This window comes from Rania fehmarnensis, from assembly GCF_056494185.1.
This window is the reverse complement of record NZ_CM151398.1, coordinates 2,005,201-2,024,880: the sequence shown is the minus strand read 5'-3', so window position 1 is coordinate 2,024,880 and position 19,680 is coordinate 2,005,201. Positions and strand designations below refer to the sequence as shown.

Annotated in this window: 11 protein-coding genes and 2 pseudogenes; 5 read left to right on the top strand and 8 right to left on the bottom strand. The window is 54.2% G+C overall.

Annotated elements, in window-relative coordinates; translation table 11 throughout:
- Positions 1 to 128: 128 nt before the first annotated feature.
- The 3 genes and pseudogenes from SH573x_RS06485 to SH573x_RS06475 all read left to right on the top strand — a co-directional run.
- Positions 129 to 1,019: pseudogene (locus SH573x_RS06485) on the top strand (DNA/RNA non-specific endonuclease); the annotation flags it as partial.
- A 1,985-nt stretch (positions 1,020 to 3,004) separates the two neighbouring features.
- Positions 3,005 to 3,301: a transposase gene (locus SH573x_RS06480; protein ID WP_479353514.1), complete on the top strand. Its 297-nt coding sequence runs from the start codon at positions 3,005 to 3,007 to the stop codon at positions 3,299 to 3,301.
- Between the two features lie 20 nt (positions 3,302 to 3,321).
- A pseudogene (locus SH573x_RS06475) lies at positions 3,322 to 4,161 on the top strand (IS3 family transposase); the annotation flags it as partial.
- A gap of 880 nt (positions 4,162 to 5,041) precedes the next feature.
- On the opposite strand, the gene SH573x_RS06470 reads toward SH573x_RS06475, so the two are convergent.
- From SH573x_RS06470 to SH573x_RS06450, 5 genes are all read right to left on the bottom strand, one after another.
- Entirely contained in the window at positions 5,042 to 7,549 is a 2,508-nt protein-coding gene (locus SH573x_RS06470) for a M48 family metallopeptidase (RefSeq protein WP_479353513.1), read from the bottom strand.
- A 37-nt stretch (positions 7,550 to 7,586) separates the two neighbouring features.
- On the bottom strand, positions 7,587 to 8,306 hold the full coding sequence (locus tag SH573x_RS06465) for a hypothetical protein (RefSeq protein WP_479353512.1): 720 nt from the start codon (positions 8,304 to 8,306) through the stop codon (positions 7,587 to 7,589).
- Complete coding sequence (locus tag SH573x_RS06460; RefSeq protein ID WP_479353511.1) at positions 8,276 to 10,045, bottom strand: DUF4332 domain-containing protein; 1,770 nt, start codon at positions 10,043 to 10,045, stop codon at positions 8,276 to 8,278. The genes SH573x_RS06465 and SH573x_RS06460 overlap by 31 nt, the downstream gene beginning before the upstream one ends.
- Before the next feature lie 223 nt (positions 10,046 to 10,268).
- Positions 10,269 to 11,054: a 3-keto-disaccharide hydrolase gene (locus tag SH573x_RS06455; RefSeq protein WP_479353510.1), complete on the bottom strand. Its 786-nt coding sequence runs from the start codon at positions 11,052 to 11,054 to the stop codon at positions 10,269 to 10,271.
- Between the two features lie 119 nt (positions 11,055 to 11,173).
- On the bottom strand, positions 11,174 to 12,643 hold the full coding sequence (locus SH573x_RS06450; RefSeq protein ID WP_479353509.1) for a M81 family metallopeptidase: 1,470 nt from the start codon (positions 12,641 to 12,643) through the stop codon (positions 11,174 to 11,176).
- Between the two features lie 88 nt (positions 12,644 to 12,731).
- Between SH573x_RS06450 and SH573x_RS06445 the strand changes: the two genes are divergently transcribed.
- Both SH573x_RS06445 and SH573x_RS06440 read left to right on the top strand, forming a co-directional pair.
- Positions 12,732 to 13,385 carry an RraA family protein gene (locus SH573x_RS06445; protein WP_479353508.1) on the top strand — a complete coding sequence of 218 codons (654 nt, stop codon included), beginning with the start codon at positions 12,732 to 12,734 and terminating at the stop codon, positions 13,383 to 13,385.
- A 32-nt stretch (positions 13,386 to 13,417) separates the two neighbouring features.
- A complete protein-coding gene (locus tag SH573x_RS06440; protein WP_479353507.1) occupies positions 13,418 to 14,647 on the top strand; it encodes a hypothetical protein in 1,230 nt (409 codons plus the stop codon).
- A gap of 73 nt (positions 14,648 to 14,720) precedes the next feature.
- Here the strand turns inward: SH573x_RS06440 and SH573x_RS06435 are convergent, their stop codons facing one another.
- From SH573x_RS06435 to SH573x_RS06425, 3 genes are all read right to left on the bottom strand, one after another.
- Complete coding sequence (locus SH573x_RS06435) at positions 14,721 to 16,937, bottom strand: fused MFS/spermidine synthase (protein WP_479353506.1); 2,217 nt, start codon at positions 16,935 to 16,937, stop codon at positions 14,721 to 14,723.
- Between the two features lie 37 nt (positions 16,938 to 16,974).
- The gene (locus tag SH573x_RS06430) at positions 16,975 to 17,901 is read right to left on the bottom strand and encodes an alpha/beta hydrolase (RefSeq protein ID WP_479353505.1); all 927 of its coding nucleotides are present in this window, start codon (positions 17,899 to 17,901) and stop codon (positions 16,975 to 16,977) included.
- A gap of 118 nt (positions 17,902 to 18,019) precedes the next feature.
- Positions 18,020 to 19,345: a Gfo/Idh/MocA family protein gene (locus SH573x_RS06425; RefSeq protein ID WP_479353504.1), complete on the bottom strand. Its 1,326-nt coding sequence runs from the start codon at positions 19,343 to 19,345 to the stop codon at positions 18,020 to 18,022.
- Positions 19,346 to 19,680: the final 335 nt, after the last annotated feature.

The following is a 19,680-nucleotide window of genomic DNA, read 5'->3' as shown; positions in this document are numbered from 1 at the left end:
AGGAGTAGGAGTAGGAGTAGGAGTAGGAGTAGGAGTAGGAGTAGGAGTACGAGTGGTCGGCGGGTTATACTAGACTGCAACAAATAGACCTGCCCCTTTTCCCGTTCTGTTTGCCTGGGAGAGAGAATATGGCTCCGACGCGTTTTCCTGGTGCGATCGGTACTTCGACGACTCCAACGATGGACGCCGGTACGCTGGCGCGAACGACATCGCCTGCTCCGGGAACTCACGGAGTAGGTACAACGCATCCAGACCACCCGGATTTAGAAACGCAGCAGTTGCGTGAGCTGGGATTGGATCTGCTGCAAATGGCCTTTGATCTGGCGGGCATCTTTGATCCCACACCCACTTCGGATGGGGCGAGCTGTTTGTTGGCGCTAGCGCGGGGACAATGGTTCGATGCGGTCATATCCGGCGTCAGCATGGTACCGTATGTCGGTGACTTGGCCAAAGCCGGCAAGTTGCCTAAGTATTTGAAGACGCTTGAGAGAGCGGTCGAACTAGCTGAGAAATCAACCAAGGCAGCCCAAGCCTTGTTGCCCGGGTTGCAGAAACTGAAAGCCGTGCTGGATTTGTTGCCGGCCGGCGCTAACAAGTCCATTGATCATATGCGTGGCGTAGTGGAGGGCTTTCTGCAACGTCATGCTGCCAAGCCGCTGGCCAAGGTATTGCCGGATATCAGCAAACGCTTCGAATATCGCAGTTGGGAAACGGGCGATCGAGCTTACAAGCAAGTCAGCGGTCGCTTGGGTGTTCCCGATACGGTCATGAGACACCGCAGCAAGTCCGCGCAGTCCAAAGTATCATCCGGCACTGGTGATCACGCGGGCCATTTGGTAGGTGACCGCTTTGGTGCCTCTGGCGGTGCAGATAATCTGTCGCGGCAAAATTGGAAAGCCAATTCAGCTGGCACTTACCATGACTTGGAAGATAAATGGGCCAAGAAACTCAAGGAAGGTACGGGTATCGAAGTCCGCATAACCGACGTCACGCGCAAAGGCGAAGATCGTCCATTCATGCGGCAGGTAGAATGGGACGAGATCACGCCTGATGGGCGTCGCAAACCCACTCAGAAAATCGACTTCGCCAATACCCACACGCCGCAGAGCCGCGACAAGTCTGGGATCGCTCCTAGCGTTTCCAGTCCTCAAACTAACAACGTCATCGAAGTCGACTTCAAAAACAAACGCCGCCAATAAGCTGCCAGTCGCCTCTTGGCGCCTGTCTCTGTGCCTCTGTGGTTAGCTTCGATTTACTAACCACAGAGACACAGAGGCACAGAGAAATTCCGATGCAACTGGCTGTCGGAAGTAGTGCGGCATGGTCATTTCGTAGCGAGTTTAAATTGCGCTCACGCCATGGCGCTAAGACGCAAAGCTACGTAGTTCCCTCTTGGCGCCTTCGCGCCTTGGCGTGCGATCTGTGCACGTCTCTCTGTGTCTCTGTGCCTCTGTGGTTAGCTTCGATTTACTAACCACAAAGACACAGAGGCACAGAGAAATTCCGGGGCATCTGGCTGTCGGAAGTAGTGCGGCATGGTCATTTCGTAGCGAGTTTAAAATACGGGCTCACGCCAAGGCGCTAAGACGCAAAGCTACGTAGTTCCCTCTTGGCGCCTTCGCGCCTTGGCGTGCGATCTGTGCACGTCTCTCTGTGTCTCTGTGCCTCTGTGGTTAGCTTCGATTTACTAACCACAGAGACACGGAGACACAGAGAAATTCCGGGGCAACGACTGTCGGAAGTAGTGGGGCATGCTCACTTCGTAGCGAGTTTAAAATACGGGCTCACGCAAAGGCGCTAAGACGCAAAGCTACGTAGTTCCATCTTGGCGCCTTGGCGTGAGATCTGTGCACGTCTCTCTGTGTCTCTGTGCCTCTGTGGTTAGCTTCGATTGATTAACCACAGAGACACAGAGGCACAGAGAAATTCCGATGCAACTGGCTGTCGGAAGTAGCGGGGCATGGTCACTTCGTAGCGAGTTTAAAATACGGGCTCACGCAAAGGCGCAAAGCGACGTAGTTCCCTCTTGGCGCCTTCGCGCCTTGGCGTGAGATCTGTGCACGTCTCTCTGTGTCTCTGTGCCTCTGTGGTTAGCTTCGATTGATTAACCACAGAGACACAGAGGCACAGAGAAATTCCGGGGCAACGGTCTGTCGGAAGTAGTGGGGCATGCTCACTTCGTAGCGAGTTTAAAATACGGGCTCACGCAAAGGCGCTAAGACGCAAAGCTACGTAGTTCCATCTTGGCGCCTTGGCGTGAGATCTGTGCACGTCTCTCTGTGTCTCTGTGCCTCTGTGGTTAGCTTCGATTGATTAACCACAGAGACACAGAGGCACAGAGAAATTCCGATGCAACTGGCTGTCGGAAGTAGCGGGGCATGGTCACTTCGTAGCGAGTTTAAAATACGGGCTCACGCAAAGGCGCAAAGCGACGTAGTTCCCTCTTGGCGCCTTCGCGCCTTGGCGTGAGATCTGTGAACGTCTCTCTGTGTCTCTGTGCCTCTGTGGTTAGATTCGATTGACTAGCCACAGAGACACAGAGGCACAGAGAAATTCCGGGGCAACGGTCTGTCGGAAGTAGTGGGGCATGCTCACTTCGTAGCGAGTTTAAAATACGGGCTCACGCAAAGGCGCTAAGACGCAAAGCTACGTAGTTCCATCTTGGCGCCTTGGCGTGAGATCTGTGCACGTCTCTCTGTGTCTCTGTGCCTCTGTGGTTAGCTTCGATTGATTAACCACAGAGACACAGAGGCACAGAGAAATTCCGATGCAACTGGCTGTCGGAAGTAGCGGGGCATGGTCACTTCGTAGCGAGTTTAAAATACGGGCTCACGCAAAGGCGCAAAGCGACGTAGTTCCCTCTTGGCGCCTTCGCGCCTTGGCGTGAGATCTGTGCACGTCTCTCTGTGTCTCTGTGCCTCTGTGGTTAGCTTCGATTGATTTGAGGTGGTACCGCTTTTCCGGACAGTCCAGTCTCTTAGAATGAGCAATCTAAGGAGACGGCATGAAGCCTCAAAAGAAGCTAAAGAATTCACGAAGAGTTTATCCGGAAGACCTGAAGCAAGAAGCTGTACAAATGCACCTTGATGGGCATTCAGCTTCGTCGATTTGTGAACGGCTTGGGATCCCTCGAAGGAACTTGCTGTACAAATGGAAGCAAGAATTGGTCACAGACGCAGGCCCAGTCGCTGACGCAATGGATGCCAGGCTAAAGCAGATGCAGGCGGAGCTTCACCGCGTGGAGCGTGAGCGAGACATTTTAAAAAAAGCTTTGGGTATTTTAGGCCGGAACGACTCGTAGAGCTTTACGCAGTCGTTCAGGCCATTGAACAGATGGAAGTGGCACCGATCACCCAGATCTGTGAAGTGTTGGAGTTGACCCGTAGTGCGTACTACTCGTGGCTTAATTCTGACGACACACAGCGCGATGAGGAGGATCGTATTCTCTCGCCTAAAGTGCGCGAAGCATTCAGGCATCATCGTCGTCGATATGGTAGCCGTCGAATTGCAACTGAGCTCACTGAGAAAGGCATGAAATGCGGTCGGCGCAAAGCCCGTCGGATAATGAAAATGCAGGGACTTCGTGCAATTCAACCCAAGTCATTTAAGCCTCGCAGTACTGAAAGTAAGCACCGCTTAGGATACAACCCAAATCTGCTTTTAAGTGAAAGCGCAAATGGCATCGGACAGGTGTGGGTAGGAGACATTACTTACATACCGTGTGCTGAATGTCACTACTGCTACTTAGCCGTTTTGATGGATGCATATTCGCGTCGAATTGTAGGTTGGCATCTAAGTGATGACATGACCGAGGAACTAGTGCTAACCGCACTGCGCAACGCGATCACCGCGAGACAGCCATCGCCTGGCTTGATCCATCATACCGACCGTGGTGGACAGTACGCAGGCAAAGAATATCGTCAAATCCTGAAACGAGCAGCCATGCGCCAAAGCATGTCTCGAGCAGATAACTGCTACGACAACGCAGCCATGGAATCTTGCTTTGGAACACTCAAGAGAGAGTTGGAGATAACCGAATACAGTACTACCAAGGAAGCATTCAAAGACATAGCTTCCTACATCGAATACTACAACGTCGAGAGAAGGCACTCTTCTCTTGGCTATCTCAGTCCAGTCCAGTTCGAATCAACCCAGTCCTGAAGCGCAAGAGACTGGACTGTCCAGAAAAGCGGTACCACCTCAATTAACCACAGAGACACAGAGGCACAGAGAAATTCCGATGCAACTGGCTGTCGGAAGTAGCGGGGCATGGTCACTTCGTAGCGAGTTTAAAATACGGGCTCACGCAAAGGCGCAAAGCGACGTAGTTCCCTCTTGGCGCCTTCGCGCCTTGGCGTGAGATCTGTGAACGTCTCTCTGTGTCTCTGTGCCTCTGTGGTTAGATTCGATTGACTAGCCACAGAGACACAGAGGCACAGAGAAATTCCGATGCCACTGGCTGTCGGAAGTAGTGCGGCATGGTCATTTCGTAGCGAGTTTAAATTGCGCTCACGCCATGGCGCTAAGACGCAAAGCTACGTAGTTCCCTCTTGGCGCCTTCGCGCCTTGGCGTGAGATCTGTGAACGTCTCTCTGTGTCTCTGTGCCTCTGTGGTTAGATTCGATTTACTAACCACAGAGACACGGAGGCACAGAGAAATTCCGGGGCATCTGGCTGTCGGAAGTAGTGCGGCATGGTCTAGACTTCGTAGCGAGTTTAAAATACGGTCTCACGCCAAGGCGCTAAGACGCAACGCTACGTAGTTCCCTCTTGGCGCCTTCGCGCCTTGGCGGGCGATCTGTGAACGTCTCTCTGTGTCTCTGTGCCTCTGTGGTTAGATTCGATTTACTAACCACAGAGACACGGAGACACAGAGAAATTCCGGGGCAACGACTGTCGGACGTAGTGCGGCATGGTCACTTCGTAGCGAGTTTAAAATACGGTCTCACGCCAAGGCGCTAAGACGCAAAGCTACGCAGTTCCCTCTTGGCGCCTTCGCGCCTTGGCGTGAGACTATGCAGGTGGACCTACCGAATCGAGCTTAAAATAGACCGGCACTCTTTTCCTGCTGCTCGATGATTGCGGCGAGTGTTCCGATCGAACGAAAGTAGGCGTACTGATAGTTCTTCAGTAAACCATCGGTTGCTTGCAGGGCATCGCTGTAGTCCTGTACTTTGTCGGCGTCTGGTGCTAAATATTGCGACATCGACATTGGTCCGCCCGCGTGCTCAAACGGATAGGGCACATGGGCAAAGTGCTGATTCAGCTGGGCAATGGTGCCCTTGATGCGATCGCCGTAGTACTTCACGCGTTCTACGTGCTTCTCAGTCATCTTGTCGCCAACCGCACCGAAGATGGTCATGGTCGACACGAAATCATTGCGTAGATCAACCAGGGGACGGTGCATTTGATCCATGGCAGACAAGACCTTCAAGACCGCTTGAGCTTGATTCAGAACGGAGGCCGACTCCGAGTTCGGATCGTGACGAACTTGCGCAAAGAGCCCTTGCAAAGCCGCGTCGACGCGCTCGGCAAATGACTGTTCGAAAGCCAAGAGTTGCTCGTGCATGTGAGCCAATTCCATCTGCGTTTGTTGGATGGTTTGGTCCAACATAGGTGGCGATTGAACGGGCAAATCTTTCCAGTCGGCGGGCTTCAGTTTCATACCGCACTGCAGTAAGGCACTGGCCTGGTGCGCATGCAACCAACGACTGTCGATCTCGTCGAACTGTTTACTGTGCTGTGCATATTGGGCCAGGTTAGCTGACATCTTTTCTTGGGCCAGTTTGAGCAGGGTCATGGAGTGGGCAGGTGGTTGACCGCGATCGCTGGGCAATCCCAGATGCATGGCGCGTGGATTGGTAAAGGCTTCGCTGAACATGCGTTTGCGAGCTTCTTCAGCTTCCTTAGCAGCCTGCTTAAATGACGTTAGCTGTTGCACGCTGGCCAGCATGCTCTCTTTGAATTGATCTTCAAAGATGGATTCGAAGAAGTCCCGCGTGACGCGTTTGGACAACTGATCGACGTTAACAAACAGCGCCTCGGCTGGGGCTTCGAGGTTGAAGACGCCCGGAGCGTTAATCCGCTCCGCCGCCGCAATTCGCTGCGCATCGGTTGGGTGAGTATCCAGCCAATTGCCTTTGTTCTCAGCAACTTGCTCTTCCAATTTCTTGATCAATTCAGCGGTTTGCGTATTGCGATTGATACGCACCAGGTTGGGTAGATCGTCCACCAGTTTGCCATCGACATAAAACTCTTGCGCTTCAGCAATGGATTGTTGATAAGCCAATCCCAAGCGTTGCAGCTTGCTAAAGGTACCTCCAAACTCCTTGGTGCCGGCGAACTGAATCTCGTAGCTATCGGCGTCGTATTCCATCTGACGCATCAACATGCAAGAGACTAGATGCCCGAGCATCATGAGCAGCCACAACACGCGGCGCGTCAGCCAAACAACCGCCATCGCCAGGTACAAAACAATGGCCAGGCGAAAGTCACTGTTCTTGGCCGCACCTGCCAACCACTCGTCAGCCCGGTCGCGCTGGTAGACCACGCGGGCAAACCACATGTTAATTGAGCGAATGATGTAGGTCAGTCGCATGCCGACGCCCTGCGAGAAGTGCCCGAACTCGTGAGCAAAAATTCCGCCCAGTTCGCGAACCGATAGTCCCTTCACTAACGGCATGCCGATCGTCAGCACCAAATCATTGGGCTGGAGCAGACTGAGCCAACCATTGCGAAAAGAGGCAGACGCATTGACATCGGTATCGATATCGATGCGTTTGGGCATCGGAGCCCCAACCGCTTGACAAATGCGCGCCACGAAATCAAACAAGATAGGTTGCTCTTCGCGCGTGACCGAACGCGGCTTGGCGGCCTTGGGCATACGAGCAAAAAACGGCTTGACCATGAAGATGACGGTAATGGTTGCAATGACCAGGGGCGTAAGGTAGATCAAGATCAAGCCACCACCCCGTCGGCCAGAGCCACTCTGTGCGCCTTGGAAGATCGATAGCCCGGCTACGCTGTACAGCGCTGCCCCATAGATAATCAAACAGATCAGACCGATGTAGATCAGCGGCAAGAGGACCATCAACAGTGACACCGCGGTCAACGATAATTTGTAGCCGATCGATACCGGCACCTTGGCGATGCCACCGGTAAAGGCCAACGCCATTTGTTCAGGCGTCAGTTGCGAAGCCGCCGTGGGTGCGACCGCTGCGGCCGATATTCGCTGAGGCTTGGCAGCTGGTTTGACGGCAGCCAGCGGTGCGGCTGGGCCGGCAAGCACTGGAGTAGGTTGGATGACTTCGGGCACGGCTGGCGCGGCCATGCGAGCTACCACCGGCACACTGGCTGGGGCTGCAACTACTTGCACCGCTCGCGCGACAGGAGTAGGAGTAGGAGTAGGAGTAGGAGTAGGAGTAGTCTGGGTAGGGCCAGCAATGGTGAAGCGACCGCCACACTTTTTGCAGTTGGCGTTCTTACCTACGTATTCATCGGGTGCGTTTAGTTGCGCACCGCAACCTGGGCAGGGAAAGCGAATGGGCATGAGTGTCACCGAGAGGGGATAATGACGAGATCGGGCGTTAGGGGGAAACCTCTTTCCGTTGAGCCTCAATTAAGATGGCAGCCCGCAAGCGCGCAATCAAGATCCCATAAGAGGTAAACAGCCGGAATGTCATGGCCAGACAGACCAACGCCAACGGTAACCAGACGACCGAGCTGAACATCAACGTGAAATGCAATGGAATCCAAAAGACCCCCATTACCATGGCCGCTGCCAAACTCAGGCAGACCACCACTAGGAAAGTGCCAAACGATATCAAGCCACCGATCATCGCGCCGCTCAAGGTCACCGCATAAGGCCGCAAGTCAGGCCGATCCACACGCTCCATCAAACTCCAGAGATAGCCTACAAAGGTGCTGGCAGCAATCAACTGCCCCAAACACAAAACGCCCAGGATCGGTCCGCTCAACATGGGCCGCTCATACAGATCGATACTCAGCAACAGGGCCACGATGATGGCAGTCATTTGAGCGATGGTGGATGCGATCAAGCGGTGGCTGCCAACAACACCGCCGGCCATACAGCATATGCGCCCGACACTATCGACCAACAGCGACAGCGCTAAAACTCCGGCTGCCACCCAGATTGGATTACCCGCTCGATACCAGACGACTCCCATCACCAGCGGGACGCTCAGCAGAATCCACATCGCCACGAGTTTCAGTTGCAAACCGCGTGCGACCCAGAGCCAACCAGGGCGATCGAAGACTATTCCGCTGCTTTGGCTGCCTCCACCCATGCTGCTACATCTTCGCGTTTAGGAACAGCTGTTTTCCGCAGAATGCGTTGGCCTTCTTTACTGCCAGCAAACTTAGCAATCTTCGCATGCAAATGAGCCGCATTGGCGCTGGCCAAATCGTCGACCGTTCGGCAATCGACCGCCACCAATAACTGCGACTTATATCCACACAGTATATCTAACTCGCAAACCAAAGCCGCCTGGTCTTGCCAGTCTTCAATCAATTCCGGCGTTATCCAATCTGCTGCCAGCGCCTCGGCCATCGCCGACGCATCGTTATCCAGGAACTCGCCTATCGTATGGACGCCGATAGCCGTAAATCGATCGGCCGTCTTCGGCCCAATCGAAGGCGCATCCACCAGCGGCGACTCGTAACTCACCCTGGCCCCACTAGCTTCTCGCGATGAGGTGGCTCTCGGAGCTCGACGCTTCTCCTTGTGATCGACTTCATCTTCATCAACGACTTCATCTTCATCGTCGGTTACATCTTCATCGTCGGTTACATCTTCATCGTCGGTTACATCTTCATCGTCGGCTACATCTTCATCGTCGGCTACATCTTCATCGTTGACTACATCGTCGTCATCTTCCTCCTCCACTTCAGCTGCTGAATCGTCTTCGTCGTCTTCGTCGCCTTCATCCGATTCTGATTCGTCATCATCGTCGCGATTGTCATCAGCTTCGTCGGTGGTCAGCGGATGCGGAAAATCGTCAGTGGCAAGTTCATCATCGTCTTCTTCAATTACCGGAGCCACCGGAGCAACCAGCGGTAGCTCAGCGGCTTTCGGTCGAGCTGGTACGAGCGCCGCGGCTGGTGCCGGCGCGAGCGGTGCCTGTAATTCTTGGAGATGCTTGGCGAACTCGCGGCGGACAACTTTCTGCTCGGCAGGCAAGTTATCCACGACCTTGCCGGTCTCGGTGAATTCATCAAAGATCCGCTGCACTTCGGCGCGCTGGGCTGCGTCGGTGAATTTGCGGATTACCATCGCCCGAGGCATGTCGAGGCCAGCGATGACCGTTGACAGCGTCAGTGAACAATCGGGCGGCATGGTGGGCATGTCGGCTGCCATGCGCATCAGAATCGCTGCCCAGCCGCCCATGGCCAGGTCGAACAGGTCCGCCAGGATCTGGCGAGCTTCTTTCGTCAGACCGCGCGGAGGATCTGCTACGCCCCGCGCCAAGTTGTAGATCTCGATCAAGCGTTCGTAGTGACTGTTAGCGATGCGTGCACAGTCCAACACGGCAGCAGCGACCCAGTTATCGTCCTCTTGCAACTTGAGTTGGTACGCGGCCTGTTTGAATTGGCACGTAGCATAGATTTCTTCGTACGCTTTACAAACACTCCATTCCAGCGGACGATGCACCACCGATTCTTTAGGAGTTTGACCGGTATGCAGCGGCATAATGGGATCGGTGAAGTAATGGCTCAGCACCCCGCAAGCATAAGCTGCCTCGGACCATTCGCCGCTTCGCAGATGCTGCATGGCTTTGTCGAGCCACTGCTGACATGCGCGCGGGGCGCCGCCCCAGTTGTTTTGGGTGACATGAATGACATGATTCTGAAAGTCTTTGAAGGAGTCGTCCGGATCCTTCGCACCTTTTAAATAGCGGGCGTAGTGTTTGAGCAGAAGCTCGCCCAGACGTCGCCCGCTTTCGGTGCCCAGTCGCTCTAGCGCATCGATAGCAAAGAAGTGATGTGTGCTACGGCAATGCGCAGCCCTCAAGATCGGCACTAACATCGTACTCGTTCATTGTTGAGCGCGGCTATCGAGACCGTACAGCTTTTATGTAGTGCAATTGCATGGCGTTAAGTTGTCCCCCAAGGGATGCGAGCACAACTTCGCATACATTGGCTGCTCAACTGGCTCGCCAACGGCACCACTTCGTTCCATGCACTGGCAATGCTGCGCATAGCCAGTGCCACCCAAAGACCTGCTCTAAGGCGGCTGCAGTCAAGCGGCTCTACTCAATAGGCGTTTCCACATCGCCCTTCTTGATGTACGGAGGTTTGACTTGCTTGCCCTCAACCGGCACTAGCTCGCGTACCCAAATGTTGCGGAAGCGCATAGGATTGCCGTGATCTTGCAAAGCCAAGGGGCCCTTAGGCTCGTGCGCTTCATACTTGGGTGGCCGCACAAATGGTGTGTCGCCTTTGAGCTGAAAGTGATTGAGGATCAGCACGCCGTTGTGGACCGCGGTGATATAAGCAGGCGATTCCAGGGAACCATCCGCCTTGAAACGCGGCGCAGTCCAGAAGACGTCATAGGTATTCCATTCGCCTGGCGGACGCGTGGCGTTGGCCATGGGTGGCGTTTGTTTGTAGATCGCGCCGGCCTGGCCATCGAAGTACGTTTCATTATCGTAGGAATCCAAAATCTGCAATTCATAACGGCCCATCAAAAACAGACCGCTGTTGCCACGACCTTGTCCACTGCCGCGAGCTGGCGTCGGAGCAGACCATTCAATGTGGACCTGACAATCACCAAAGCTCTCTTTGCTGGTGATCTGGCCGCCGCCCACAACCATCGCTCCGTCGACCAGTTTCCATTTCTCTGCACCGTTCCAGTGCGAAAGGTCTTTGCCGTCGAAGAGGACAGTCGCATCCGAAGGTGGATCCGAATTGTTGGCTCCTGGTGTAACCATCGCAGGCTTCTTCCACTCAATGCCGTTCTGATACTCTTGAGCTGGAACAGAAACCGCCGCAGTTAGTAGCCCTAAAAGAGCCGGGAGAATTTTTCGCAAACGCATGCGATGAGTTCCTTTGGGGGGAAGTACGTGAGAGTTAGTCCGAAGATAAGATTCTAGATTTGAAATCTCAAAATTCAAACTTTGGGCAAGTCAAAATTGAGACTTTGAGATATCAAGTTTCAAATTTCAAATGGAAACAGGGGTTTTCTGCGATGCTTGAAATCCAGCTCATCCAGATCGGCACAAGTCGATCCAATAGTATTAACACGTATGAACTTGTCGCACACGTCGCGATATGCGGCAATCGGCGCGTTGACTCCTTTGGCCACCAGGATTCGAAAATCCTTGGGCTCGACCTGACAACTGGTTAACTGTTTCAGACTGAATGGCACCATGCGCCGACTGGTCAACATGACCGTCAGATGTCCATCGACGGATTCGACCACAGCCGTCGCACCCTGATCGAACTCTACGATACCACCGTGCCGTGGCTCGTCTTCGCGAAAGCGTCCCGAGTGCAACGACAACAACCGCGCATCAAACTTCAATGGCTTGCCATGTTGATCATCGACCTTGCCACCCACGGTGATCGTCAAGCGTGATTCGGCGCCGGCCGCAATGCAAGTCTCAACAGCATCAGGATCGTAGATACACACAAAGCTCGGACCAAGGCGCTTAGCCAGTAACGCAGTGGCCAGCGCCGTGCCATCGGCGGCTGAGCCTCCGCCGACGTTGTCCCCCATGTCGAGCAAACAATAGCGAGTTTGCGGATCAGCGCGACATTGCGCGAGGGCTTCTTCAATTGAAACCAGTTTGCCAACTAGTTCCTGGCGCTGTTGCCAAAGTTGGTCAGCCAGTTCGTCGGCCAACTTCTGAGCCAAGGCGGGATTGTTATCGGTGACCACGAGCGTGGCTGAACCCATCTCAGCCACATCCGCATACGGAAAGCCCAGCAAGATGCTGTTAGAAAGCACCTCGGCCTGTTGTAATTGTGCATCCGCGTAATCGTAGATTGGTTTTAAGTGTGGCTCGCTGGTGCATTGACGCTCGATGTTAATCACCAGATCCGCGAAACTGGCCGCCATGGTTGGATGAATTTCGCCATGCACGGTTCGCACCATCAAGTTGGCGGCTTCGATGCCGCGTTCACGTTGATCCAAATGAGGATTCGTGCGATATGCGACCCAGGCATTGCAGGCGGCCACCATATGTGTAGAGAGATTGGCATGCGCATCGAGCGTGCCGATGATCGGCAATTGTGGTCCAACTTGTTCGCGAAGCTTGCTCAACCAATAACCATCCGCATCGGCCGCCACTTGACTGACCGCCGCGCCATGGGGTGCCACTAAAATTCCATCCAATTCTGGACAAGCCTGCACGAGCGTCAGGATGCGTTCGGTCAGTTGTTGCCAGGCGTCTGCTGTAATGATGCCAGCCGGCGTGGCGCGGGCGGCTAGAATAGGTACCGCTTCGACACCGGCGGCCTCTAAACCTGCGAAAAAGCCACCTATTTCGTGGTGACTGCCCGCCAGTTTTTGCCGAATCGACTCACCTTCCAGATAGAGATCCTCGCGAAAGCGATCCAGCGTTGTGGGTTGGAGTACAAAGGTATTGGACTCGTGGAGCAGGGCGATGATGCCGATACGCATAGTCTGGAATTGGGCAAGAGTTTGGGGAACAATAGGCGGGGCAAGTATGGCAGATTAAACACTATGGCACCAGCAAGGCATAGCACACATGACTCGTTCGTTGGACCAGCTACGATCACAACTTTACTCGGCCGTGGTGGCCGACGCGCTCGATAAACTTGGCTTGACGCATCAGTCGCCGCGCATTCCGTTGCCACCTCTGACCAGGCCTGAGGCGGTTCTGATTGGTCGTTGCAAGACCACCTTGTGGGCTGATATGGCTCATGTGGACCCCAAACCCTATGAACTGGAGCTCCGCGCAGTGGACGAATGTCAAACGGACGATGTGCTAATCGCAGCGGCTGGCGGTTCCATGCGTTCGGGCATTTGGGGGGAACTGCTCACGACCGCTGCCCTCAATAGCGGCTGTGTCGGCGCGATTATCGATGGCGCGATCCGCGACCTGGTAAAAATAACTTCGATGAATTTTCCTGTTTGGGCTCGTGGCACCTGCGTTTATGACAGCCTGAATCGCCAACGTGTGGTTGATATCGATGTGCCAGTGGAAATCGAGGGTGTCACGTTCAATCCTGGTGACCTGGTGATCGCCGACCGCGACGGCATCGTAGTGATTCCACAAGCGGTCGAAGATCAAGCTCTCGAATTGGCACTGGAAAAAGTCCAAGGCGAGAACGTCGTGCGCGAGGCAATAGGGCAGGGCATGAAAGCCACTGCCGCGTTCCAGAAGTATGGCATCCTATAAATTCTGCTCACTGGGTCAACAAGGTAAACACCATGTCCACCAATCGCCGCGATTTCATTCGCCAATCAGCCGCAGTTAGTTCCTTGGCTTTCCTGCCTCTGGCTGTGCCTCAGTTGCCCAAGAAGCGTATGGCTGGCGTCATCACCATCTATCGCAAGAATTCACATGCCGATGTGATCTTGAGCAAGATTCTTTCAGGTTGGAAACACGACGGTGGTGCTGGACCGCAGTTAGAACTCGTATCCCTGTATGTCGATCAATTTCCGGAGGACGATCTAGCCCGTGACCTGGCCAAGCAGCATGGGTTTCGCATCTACCCTTCGATTGCTGAGTCGCTGACGTTAGGCAGTGACAAGCTGGCGATCGATGGAGTGATCTGTATTGGCGAGCACGGAGACTATCCACACAACGCGATCGGTCAGCATCTGTATCCGCGACGTCGCTTCTTTGAAGGCATCTTGTCCACCTTCGAGAAGTGTGGCCAGGTTGTCCCAGTCTTCCACGATAAACATCCTGGTCCAGAACTCCAGGACATGTTGTGGATGGCACAGCGAACCAAGCAGTTGCAAGTGCCTTGGATGGCAGGTTCATCGTTACCGGTGGGTTATCGCGATCCACAAGTAACCTTGCCATGGGGCGACAAACTACTTTCGAGCGTGGCCGTCGGCTACTCAGGGCTGGATGTATACGGTTTTCATACGCTGGATGTTATGCAGAGTATTCTGGAGCGCCGGGCCAGCACGCCTGGAGCTACACCGCGCGAGCGCGGGGTCGAGTGGGTTGAAAGTTTACCACTCAGCAAACTACAGTCGCTGATCGATGCTGGTACGATCGACGGTGAGGTACTCGATGCGGCTCTCAAGAGCAGTCAAACGACGCGGGCCGCCGTGCTGCAGTCGCCACCCGAAGCGGGCGCTCTCTTTTTGATCAAGTATCTCGATGGTTGGCTGGCACCGGTGCTGATGCTTGACAACAGTGCCCAGGCGATATCGATGGCTTATCGCAAATCGGATCGCCAGGTAGAAGCCTTTCGCGCCGAGGAACGCGTCGAACCTCGCTATCCGCACTTCGCCTGTTTGCTAAAGGGCATCGAAAAGATGATGCTCTCCGGGCGGCCAGCATACCCGGTTGAACGCACGCTACTCGCAGCCGGCATGCTCGACCGCTTGTTAACGTCTCGCGCTAAAGGTGGCGTGCGCTTGATGACGCCGGAACTGGCCATCCCATATTCACCCGTCGACTATCCGTTTGGCGAGCAATAACCGCAGGTTCTCCCCTGCGGTCGACTTTTACTTTATGCATAAAGTAATTAATCAGAGAACGGGCCCCGGGAGGTCAAGGTGCGCGCATGATTTCGAGCAAATTGTTGAAGTCGTCGGTCCAGTTGCGAAAGTTGGGCCGCGCGTGGGGCTCGAAGCGATAGTTTACTAAATCCGGGTGATCGAGCAGTGATGAGCTTCGAGTGACCAACATCCATTCGCAGGATGCTATATGGATGCCCTCAGATCTGTCCTGGCTTATGTGCGCCGCTTGTAAGTGGAATTCTTCGGCCAGGCCGGCTACCACTGGCAATAGCTCCACATAACGATTGCTGACGTGAACCGCGATGACACCGTCGGGTTTCATGTGACGCAAATAAACCTCCATGGCTTCGCGAGTCAACAAGTGCACGGGAATGGAATCGCCACTGAAGGCGTCGAGCACCAGCACATCAAACTGCTGATCCGTTTCGCGCTCCAGTGACAATCGAGCATCACCAGGAACGATCTCTACTTGTCCCTGGCAAGCTCTCAAGAACGTGAAATCACTCTGAGCCAACTGAATGATCAGTGGATTAATCTCGTACATGCGATACGTATCACCAGGCTGTGCGTAGCTGGCCAGCGTACCGATACCCAGACCAACCACGCCCACTTTCAGAGGACCGGAGCCGCGTTTGGTTAACAGCAGCTTGCCCACTCCGCTATCTTCCGTGTAATACGTAGTCGGCGTTTGCTCTTCCCCCGGGCTGAGGAATTGATAGCCGTGCAAGATCGCCCCGTGGTAAAGTCCAACGCCGCGCAGTGGATGATCATCTGGATACCAGTTGCGCACGGTCAGAGCGCCATAAAAGTTTCGATAGTGCTGGGCATAGGGCGAATTCTCCATGGCTAACCATTGGGTCAAGATGACGATCACTAGTATCACGCTGGAAAGCAGCCCCAACAACCAGGGCGAAACGCGCGAGCGCAGATCGGCCGGTGATTTTTGGGCGGTAGTCGCGGCCCGCTTTTTGGACGCTTTGACCGCCACCGGCGCTCGGGTTTCACTTGAGGCACCCCAGCGTAGCCGGGACAATTCTCGACAGGTGACGGCCAGCGCTAAACACAGGCACAGCACTAACCCGATGCGGATCTCCATAAAAGTCGAGAACACGGCTGGGCAAACAATCGCCACGACCAGCCCGCCTAAGGCTCCGCCAGCGGCAAGCGTTAAATAGTACTCGGTCAACTTCGAAGCCTTGGGGCGACAACGATAAACTTCGCCATGACAGAGCATGCAAGCGAAAAAGAATACTGAAAGATACACGCCGATCAAAATGCGGACATCGTAACGCAGCAGGAACATCAGTCGCGATAGCGGTTCTTCAGCCTTGGTCGAAAGATAATAGACATATGCCAAATCGGTCGCAGCCAGAATCGTGATAATCGAACCGACGCCAAACCACAGCGGTCGATACCACTGCTCGCGATCAAAGCAGATGATGAGCGTAATCAGATAGATGCTCAAAGGTACAATCCACAGGAATGGTACCACTGCCACGTCCTGACAAAGGTGGTTGGTCACCGCCATCAGCATCATCGAACTGAGCGCGGGCAGTAGCAACCAACTGAGCCGCCTCTGCCAAGTCACCACTTCTAAATCTGTGCTCTGGCTGCGGCTGGAAGCTGTATTGCCCGTTGTTGGGGCAGTGGTGCCCGACTCCCAACTCCCGGCTGCCAGTTTCCAAGCAATCACTGCCGAGACGAGTACGTAGAGCACAAAAGCTCCGCTCCAGATCCAACCTTGCTGCGAGGTCCGCAGAGCCGGTTCGACCAGAAATGGATACGCCAGTAGCGCTCCGAGCGAACCGATATTGGATAGCGCATACAGCCGGTAGGGCGATCGATCGGGATGTACTTGCGCAAACCAGCGCTGGACAAGGGGCGAATTAGCCGACAACAAAAAGTAGGGCATGCCGACGCATACCAGCAGCATGATCAAAATGCGCTGCACGGGTTGTTCACCATCTAGCGGCTTCCATGTGGCGCTGGGCGTTACCGGTAAGAGGCACATCGCACCGACAAGCAAACTCAAGTGCAACCAGGCTTGATGTTTCGTTTTCAACCAGCGGGTTATGGCTGCGGCGTAGGCATAGCCACCCAGCAATAAGACTTGAAAGAACAATAGGCAAGTCGTCCACACCGCCGGCGTACCGCCGAACCAGGGCAGAATCATTTTGCCCAACATGGGCTGCACCAGAAACAACAAGCAGGCGCTGAGGAAAATCGATAAGGCTGCTGCAAAACCCATGAATTTAAAAGTGTGTATCTAGAGCTGTGTGAGGAGTTTACGGTTTGGAGAACGAACGCTCGACTTGATCGTTTGGATCGGTGGAGACCCCATGATCACGCCACAGCCAGCGCATCATGTCGGGCATGATGGCTCCACCGTGCTGTGAACTATGACCGCCAATACCCCAACAATAATTGATGTCGTAGTTTTTCTCTTGCATGGCACTTACCAGCCGAACATTCTGCAGGAACCAGTCGCGAGTTTCATCATACTGGCCGCGGCGCTGGCCACGATTGTCGTTGCGCCCATCCTGAAAATACACACGAATTGGTTTGGCTGGGTTGTCGCGAATCATCTCGGGATAAACATGACCACCGCGCAAATTCGTGAAACTGCCAATCATGCTAACGACCTTGGAGAACTGTTCCGGACGATGCCAGGCAACGGTAAAGGCTGCGATCGCACCTGAGCTGGCACCGCCGATGCCATGGTCCTTGGCTTCTTTCGAAATATTGTACTTGGCATGCAGAGCCGGCATTAACTCGTCCACGATCACGCGTGCATAGCGATCATCGAGCGAATTGTATTCAGTCGGCCGATTGGTGTTACTGTCACCCCAGTTCTTGGGCGTTGGTTCAGGTTGATCTGGCGTGCGCCCCGGATTGATGAAGACGCCGATCATGACCGGAATTTCGCGACGATGAATCAGATTGTCCATGACATGCTGAGCGCGGATGGCCCCATCTTCTTGCTTGAAGGCCTGGCCATCGTTGAAGTTCATCAGGGCCGCGGGCTTGTCCGCCGTATATTGAGCTGGAACATAGACCCAGTAAGTGTGCTGCGTCCCTGGATAGGCTTGACTTTGAATAACCTCCGCGTCCGAGAGCGTACCGTGCGGGACACCTTCTTGGGGCAGTGAATCTGGACCAAGTTTATAGTGTTCGTCAAAGTTCTGACTATGCGCCAGTCGAGCGAAAACCATGAGGCTAAAAATCACTAGCAGTCTAAACCTGTGTGTACCTATCATTATTTCTCATCCAGCAGGGTAAGCGCGTCGACACATCCAATTCGGGAGTCCGCATTGTAATTGCTGAGTGTCGCTACACCGACTCTGGGATACGAAACTCTTTGCGACCTTCGCGTTTGAAGAGAGCGTTGACTTCGTCGTCGCCGACACACTGCTGCGACTTGGAATCAAACTGCAGTGAGCGGCCTACGCGGAATGAGAGATTGCCCAGGTGAGCCAGCAAGGTGGACTTGTAACCTTCTTCGATATCGCAGTTCGGTGTCTTGCCTTCCTTGATGCAGCTCACGAAATTCTTCAGGTGCGGAACTTCCGAAAAGCTCGCCTTTTCCTCCTGAGCGACTTTGTTGCGTTTCTCGACGACCTTCCAACCTTGACGGCCGGCGATGATGTATCCATCGGTGCCATAGAATGCTACACCATTTTCGTAACCTTCCACGAAGTAAGGTGACCAGAGGCGTTGTTCGTAAACCAGCATCGATTGTTTTTCGGGAAAAGTGAAGGCCACGATTTGAGAGTCGGGCGTCTCTTGTATGTCGCCGGCGAACACCAGTTTGTCGGCCGTGCAATTGATGTTGGTTGGATAGTCGACGCCGAGGCCCCAGCGAGCGATGTCCAGGTCATGCACGCCATCATTGCCCATGTCGCCGGTACCGTAGTCCCACAACCAGCGCCAGCCGTAGGTGTAACGGTTCTCGTTAAAAGCACGCTCCGGCGCTGGTCCTTGCCAGATATTCCAATCGAGTCCCTCTGGCACAGCCGCATCCGGCTTGGCAGGCACCTTGCGTCGCAGTTGACTGTTCCAAGCTTTAGCCATATGAACTTTGCCGATGCGGCCGGCGGCTAGTTGTTTCATGATCTCGATATAGTGATCGGCGCTGCGACTCTGTGTGCCAACTTGCACCACGCGATTGTATTTACGCGCCGCAGCAATCATCTGCCGACCTTCATAGATGTTGTTGGAGATCGGCTTCTCCACGTAGACATGTTTGCCTGCCTGGCATCCCCAGATCGTAGCCAGCGCATGCCAATGATCGGGAGTTGTGACGACGATGGCATCGACGCTCTTGTCATCCAGCACGCGTCGCAAGTCTTGAACGGCTTTGGGAGAGGACTTTTGAATCTCGGTGATCTGTTTGCCGAAGTCACCCATCAGTGGTTCGTTGACATCGCAGATATGCGTTACTTGGGCTTCGGGTAACGCGGCGAAGTTTTTGCCCACACCCTGACCACGCCCGCGCACGCCGATCACACACACATTCACTCGTTCATTGGGGGAAGCTTTAGTCGGGGTCGAGCCCAGGGCGGCGGTGGCGATGCCAACCATCGAAGCGGTCTGAACAAAGCGGCGACGATTGGGAGTGATCGAAGAACTCGAGCGATCGGCAGGCAGGTGAGACATGGTCAATATTCCTGTGATCTGAAGGTGGGGCTAGAGCAACGGGGCGCGAAACATTGTACTATGAATTCGGTGCCGAATTTGCAGCGATTTCGATCTGGTAAGCACGTGGACACATCCAATTCGGGATTAGGGCACAAACAGGAATCGAGGATAGTGGTTGGCACAGACCATTTCCGAGTGAATAACACGTGGTGAGCTTAACAATTCCAATAAAGCTTGGAGCATTGGTGAATGGAGTTCGCAGCTGCTACCGTTGGTGGGGCTGCTAGTCGGTAATGTTGTCATGATCGTAGACTTTTGGCTGGAAAAAAGGGGCCCTGATTGCAGGTTTGGTT

Coding starts and splice junctions, on each gene's coding strand:
- SH573x_RS06480 (WP_479353514.1), top strand. CDS start 3,005: ATGAAGCCTCAAAAGAAGCTAAAGAATTCACGAAGAGTTTATCCGGAA.
- SH573x_RS06470 (WP_479353513.1), bottom strand. CDS start 7,549: ATGCCCATTCGCTTTCCCTGCCCAGGTTGCGGTGCGCAACTAAACGCA.
- SH573x_RS06465 (WP_479353512.1), bottom strand. CDS start 8,306: ATGGGTGGAGGCAGCCAAAGCAGCGGAATAGTCTTCGATCGCCCTGGT.
- SH573x_RS06460 (WP_479353511.1), bottom strand. CDS start 10,045: ATGTTAGTGCCGATCTTGAGGGCTGCGCATTGCCGTAGCACACATCAC.
- SH573x_RS06455 (WP_479353510.1), bottom strand. CDS start 11,054: ATGCGTTTGCGAAAAATTCTCCCGGCTCTTTTAGGGCTACTAACTGCG.
- SH573x_RS06450 (WP_479353509.1), bottom strand. CDS start 12,643: ATGCGTATCGGCATCATCGCCCTGCTCCACGAGTCCAATACCTTTGTA.
- SH573x_RS06445 (WP_479353508.1), top strand. CDS start 12,732: ATGACTCGTTCGTTGGACCAGCTACGATCACAACTTTACTCGGCCGTG.
- SH573x_RS06440 (WP_479353507.1), top strand. CDS start 13,418: ATGTCCACCAATCGCCGCGATTTCATTCGCCAATCAGCCGCAGTTAGT.
- SH573x_RS06435 (WP_479353506.1), bottom strand. CDS start 16,937: ATGGGTTTTGCAGCAGCCTTATCGATTTTCCTCAGCGCCTGCTTGTTG.
- SH573x_RS06430 (WP_479353505.1), bottom strand. CDS start 17,901: ATGGTTTTCGCTCGACTGGCGCATAGTCAGAACTTTGACGAACACTAT.
- SH573x_RS06425 (WP_479353504.1), bottom strand. CDS start 19,345: ATGTCTCACCTGCCTGCCGATCGCTCGAGTTCTTCGATCACTCCCAAT.